A 4,863-nucleotide genomic window follows, 5' to 3' on the forward strand; every position below is an offset into this window, starting at 1 on the left:
CGGTCGCAGCCCCGGCTGAGCCCAGCGCCTGCGCCCAGCCGAGCGGCCCGAGCGGAGTGCAGCCCAGCAGCTGGCTGACGCCGGGGATGCTGATCAGCGTCCCCATCACCGCCAGCGAGCCGCCCGCGGTCAACACGACCAGCGGAGTACGGGAGTCCAGCAGCGTCTGACCCAGCTGCGCCGACACCAGCGCGACCAGCGCCACCGTCGACGCCCGTTGCGGGCGCCCGGTGAAGCCGGCCATCGTCCACGCCGCGGTCGCCGCCGCCGCGGTGGTCGCGCCGCGGATCGCGACCGCCTCCCACAACGCCTGCTGATCGGGGCCTCTGCCTTTGGGGCCGTCGGCCCCAGCCGGACCGCTCGGCTTGCTGACCGCCAAAGCGGCCGCCGGCAGCGCGTCGGTGAAGATATTCACCAGCAGCAGCTGACGAGTGTTCAGCGGCGAGTTGCCGGTGATCGCGCTGCCGATGATCGCGAACGCCACCTCGCCGGCGTTGCCGCCGAGCAGCACTGACACCGCGGCCTGAACACGGCGCCACAGCTCACGGCCTTCGTCGATGGCGTTCAGCAGTGCCTCGATGCGGGCGTCGAGCAACACCACGTCGGCCGCGACGCTGGAGGAGTCGCTGCCCCGGGCGACCACGCCGATGCCGACGGTGGCCGCGCGGATGGCGGCGGCGTCGTTGGCGCCGTCGCCGACCATCGCGCAGACCTTCCCGGCGCGCTCCAGCGTCTGCACGACCTGGACCTTGTTCTCCGGCGACATCCGGGCGAAGATCACCCGCTCGTTGACCGCCCGTTCCTGATTCTTGCGCGACATGGCGTCCCACTCGGCGCCACTGATGACCTGGTCTGCGGTCACCGCCATGCCCATCTCCCGGGCGATCGCCGCCGCGGTGATCGGATGGTCGCCCGTGATCAGCCGGATGCCGATCTCGCGTTCGGTGAGCGCGGCCAGCAAGGCGGGTGCCTCGGCCCGGGGAGTGTCGGACAGCCCGAGGAAGCCCACCAGTGACAGCTCGCCGACGGCCAGGTCGGCGATCGCGTCTTCATCGTCGGTGACCAGTCGGGCCTGCTGGGCCGTCAGTCGGCGGCGCGCGACGGCGATGACGCGTAAGCCCTCGGCCGCCAGCGTGCGGACGGTCGCCTCGGTGTCGGGCCCGACGCCGTTGCTGGCGGCCAACACGACCTCGGGCGCGCCCTTGACAGTCAATTCGTCACCAGACACCGATGCCGAGAACGACCTGCCGGACCGGAACGGCAGATGCGCTGATACTTCGATGCCCTCTGCTACCGGTTGCGCCGCTTCGATGATCGCGCGGTCGGTGGCGTGCACCTGCGGTCCACCGTTGGCGTCGGGAGCCGCGCTGGCCGCGCAGCGCAGCACGTCGTCGCGGGAGTAGCCCTCGGCGGGATGCACGTGCGACACCCGCAGCCGGTTCTCGGACAGCGTGCCCGTCTTGTCGAAGCAGACCACTTCGATGCGTCCCAGTGCCTCCACCGATCGCGGAACCCGCACCAGCGCACCGAAGTTCGTCAATCGCCGGGCCGACGCCGCCTGCGCCAGGGTTGCCACCAGCGGCATACCCTCGGGCACCGCAGCCACCGTGATCGCGATCCCGCTGGCCACCGCATCGCGTAAACCCTTGCGGCGCAGCAACCCCAGCCCGCTGACCAGCAGCCCGCCGGTCACGCTGACCGGGAAGGCCCGCTTGGTGAGTTGGCTCAGTTGATGTTCCAGACCGATCTGCGGAAGGTTGCTGGAGACCAGTTCGGCGGCGCGGCGGGCTTGGGTGTCGGCGCCGACAGCAGTCACCAGCGCCATCGCGGTACCTGCGACGATCGTGGTGCCGCCGTAGAGCATGCACCGGCGCTCGGCCACGACAGCGCCCGGTGTGGGCTCGACTTGTTTTTCCACCGGCAGCGATTCACCACTGAGCGTGGACTCGTCGACCTCGAGATCTTCTTCTTCGATGAGTCGGGCATCCGCGGGCACCACTTCATTGGTGCGGAGTTCGATCAGGTCGCCGGGTCGCAGTTCCGCGGCCAGCACGTCGGTGTAAACCGGACGACCGTCAGGCGCGAACGTGACCTTGCGGGCTGGCGGAATCTGTTGGGCCAGAAGCTCGTTGAGTCTATTCTCGGCGCGCAGTCGCTGGCTGGCCGCCAGCATGGAATTCCCGGTGAGTACCGACCCGACCAGCACGGCGTCTACCGGCGAGCCCAGTACCGCGCTGGCCGCCGAGCCCAGCGCCAGCACCGGGGTCAGCGGGTCGGACAATTCGGCTCGGACCGCGCTGAGGAATTGCCAGATCGCCTGGCGCGGGCGGTCGGTCAACTCGGCGCCGCGGTGAGCGGTGTCGATCACCTTGGCGGCCAGGCCATAATTTTGTTGCAACTGCCGGTCGTCGGCCGGTGGCGGCAGCCTCGCGCGGACCTGGTCGATCGGCATTGCATGCCAGTCGTGGATCGGCGCCGGCAGCGGGGTCGGTGCGCGCAGCACGCGGCGGGCCATCAGGTAGCCCGACAGCATACCGGCGGCAGCACCCGTGGCCACCGGGTTCGGCAAGCGAGCCGTGACGCCGGGCACCATCAATAGTGCGCCCAATGCCGTTGCACTGCTAGCGATCTCGATACCGCGCTGGGTGGCCGATTTAGCGGCCGGGATGGCGTACAGCAATCGCCAGACACCGTCGAGGTCGCTCAGGATCAGGTGCGCGGTCCACGGCGGCGGTTCCGCGTCGGATTTGGGCATCACGCCGAGGCCGACATCGGCCGACGAAAGTGCTTGCGCCGCAGACGATGAAACGACAGCCACGGTGCGGCCAGACTGCTGCAGATCACCCAAAGCCGCGGCGAGGGAGTCGTCGACAGACACCGCGTCGAGCGGCCGCAGCTCATCGAACACCGGCCCCAGCTCGCCGAGGTCGTCGATCTCGATAGAGACCAGTTCCAGCCCCGCCCGGCGGGTCTCGGTCAGCACCGCCAGGGCCAACGGGTCGTGAGTCCAGCCGATCAGCGCTTCGATTTCGGAGCCGACCGGGTGCCATCCGACGCCGAGATCCTGATTCTCCAGCAGTAACTGGGCGCGATTCCAGGCCGATGGAAGCTCGACATCGTCGGCTCCGCGGACGCGGACAACGCGTAAGGTGTTGGTGCACAATACCCGTGGGTCGACCAGCAGCGTGTCGATCCGATCCAGCCGGCGCAAGCTGTCCGGGCGGATCGGCAGTGCGGCGTGCTCGTCCGCCAACCCGAGCCCCAGCGTTGACGCAAACGCCTCGCGCGTGGTTTTCATCGCTTTCGGCGCGGTCACCGTCACCGCGGCCGAGCCGGTGTTCAGATCACGGCTGGCGGCACTTATTGCCGCGCCGCTGACGGCTTGGATGCCTGCCGCCCGCCGAGTGTGGCGTTCTGCGGGGCCGTCCGGTGCCGGTACCGGACGCGACGGCGGGTACACCTGTGCATGGTCGGCGTGACGCGCCAACCCCGGTTCATGCCGGCGCCACGCGTTTGCTTCGGCGCGGGTCTCGGCGGCCTTGATTGTCTCCATCATCAGGTCCACCGCCAGCGATGGCAGCGACAACGAGCCAAGGTGTACGGCCGCGGTGAGCAGCGTCAAGGTGGTGTCGGTCGCCGGTTGGCCGAGTCGGTTCTCGACCATCCGACGCAACACCGGCTGGTAATTCAGCAGCGAATTGGCTGCGCCGACGGGTGGGGGCAGCGGCTGCCAGCGCAGCGTCCGGCCCAGGAGCGCGACGCTCAGCCCGGCGGCGTTGGCGCTCGCCGTTGCGAGCCTGATCGCCATCACCACGCCATCGCCGGGCAGCGCTTTTGCGCGCGGTACAGCGCTGTCGGGTGGTACGTCGGCGCCGTCGCGGTAGCTCCGTTCGGCGTCGTCGATCACCCGGCACAGGTCACGCACCGAGGTCTGATCGCCGGCGAGGGTGATGACGATGCGCGACAGCGGACGGTTCACGCTGACCGACGTGACCCCGGAACGGGCCAGGACGGCGTCTGCGACGACGGTCCCGAGTTCGGCGCCGTCGGGGCCGTCGAGCCCGCGGACCTCGATCCATGCTCGTCCGCTCCCACGCCAGCTGTGCCGAGTCAAGGTGGGCGCGGGCAGCCCGTCCGAGAGCGCTCTGACACCTTCGCGGAGCGGGATCGCGGCCAGCGTCAGGCCGGTCGAGGCGGCCGTGCCGAGCGATTCAGCCAGTGCGGCGACCGCGCGCAGCGGAAACGGTGCTCTCGTCAAAATCAGCGGCGGGTGCGCGACTGTGCGCCACCGGACTGCCGCGCCGGCGCCCGCTTGGCCGGCGTCTTGCGCGGCCGGGCGGAGTTGCTCGACCTGGCAGGCGCTGCCGCCTTGACGGAGGTCAACGGCGTGCCGCGCTCGCCGTCGCTGTGGGAGTTGTTCAGCCGGCGCAGCAACAGGGCACCGCCGCCGACGGCGAACAGGATCGGCCACTCGACGAGGCCCACCACCCCGAGCGCACCCAGCGTCAACGCGGCCGCAGGGGTGGAGTTGCGGCCACTGTCGATTCCCTTCTGCACGCCGGCGGCCGCGCCGGTCACCGCGCCGACGACGCCGTTGACGGCAGCGCCTCCGACTGCGCCCGCTGCGGCTGTGGTCGCCGAGGCGGCGCGGCCGACCGTTCGACTTACATTGCGTACGGCGCCGTCGACGACACCCATGATTACTCCCTGGCACTCAAATACGTGGGCCACATTCTGACGTCCGCAATCTTATGGCCCTAATTGGCAAATGAACAGCGGGTGAATACCCGTGCCGGCAGTTTTTACGCCTCAACCGGCGCGAATGTCCACCACGACCGGCGCGTGGTCGCTGGGTGCCTTGCC

At 69.7% G+C, this 4,863-nt stretch carries 2 protein-coding genes; both read right to left on the minus strand.

All coding sequences use genetic code 11. The features are described 5' to 3' along the window. Nucleotides 1-4,258: HAD-IC family P-type ATPase (locus AC2VOG_RS10820; protein ID WP_486939894.1), on the minus strand; the 4,258-nt coding region annotated here is incomplete at its 3' end. Between the two features lie 2 nt (nt 4,259-4,260). Continuing rightward, on the minus strand, nt 4,261-4,698 hold the full coding sequence (locus tag AC2VOG_RS10825; RefSeq protein WP_486939895.1) for a hypothetical protein: 438 nt from the start codon (nt 4,696-4,698) through the stop codon (nt 4,261-4,263). Nucleotides 4,699-4,863: the final 165 nt, after the last annotated feature.

The sequence above is a fragment of the Mycobacterium sp. TH-M11 genome (assembly GCF_057473725.1).

Coding starts and splice junctions, on each gene's coding strand:
- AC2VOG_RS10825 (WP_486939895.1), bottom strand. CDS start 4,698: ATGGGTGTCGTCGACGGCGCCGTACGCAATGTAAGTCGAACGGTCGGC.